The sequence below is a fragment of the Vibrio sp. 1978 genome (genome assembly GCF_033344345.1).
Genome location: NZ_JAWPOP010000476.1, coordinates 1 through 690, shown reverse-complemented (window position 1 = coordinate 690; position 690 = coordinate 1). Strand labels below are relative to the sequence as shown.

Below are 690 nucleotides of genomic sequence, written 5' to 3'. Positions count from 1 at the left end.
AAGACCGCGCCCTGTTAATGGCAGGCATCAGTCATGATTTACGTACGCCGCTGACGCGAATTCGTCTCGCTACTGAAATGATGTCGCCAGAAGACAGCTATTTGGCGGAAGGGATCATCAGTGACACGGAAGAGTGCAATGAGATTATCAGTCAATTTATGGATTATCTAAAGCCTGTAAACAAAGAATCGTTTGAGTCGGTTGATGTCAGTACCATCGCTAGTGACGTGGCGAGCTCTGAAGGGGGATATGAAGTCGAGATTGAAACGGACTTGAACATGCACCTTCCTTCAGCAAAAGGCAGCCCGATTGCCATTAAGCGAGCGGTGAGTAACTTAGTTGTCAACGCACTGCGTTACGGCAACGGTTGGGTGAAAATCAGCACAGGCGTGACGGCAGACAAACAATTGGTTTGGATATGCGTAGAAGACAACGGGCCTGGGATTGAGCAGTCGCAGATCGCGAAGTTGTTCGAACCGTTTACCCGTGGTGATACGGCTCGTGGCAGCGAAGGTACTGGTCTGGGTTTAGCGATTGTAAAACGTATTGTTATCCAACATTCAGGTTCGGTGGTGATGCGTAATCGCAGTGAAGGCGGCTTGATCGCCCAAATCAGTTTCACGACCAAATAACCCTCTTAAACCAAAAAGCCCAACCAAAAATGTGGATGGGCTTTTTAATGTCTAAGTA

The 690-nt window shown here is 48.1% G+C and carries 1 protein-coding gene; it reads left to right on the top strand.

Annotated elements, in window-relative coordinates; genetic code table 11:
• On the top strand, positions 1-632 hold a 632-nt coding region (locus R8N49_RS27310), incomplete at its 5' end, for an ATP-binding protein (RefSeq protein WP_318190474.1).
• Between the last annotated feature and the right edge of the window lie 58 nt (positions 633-690).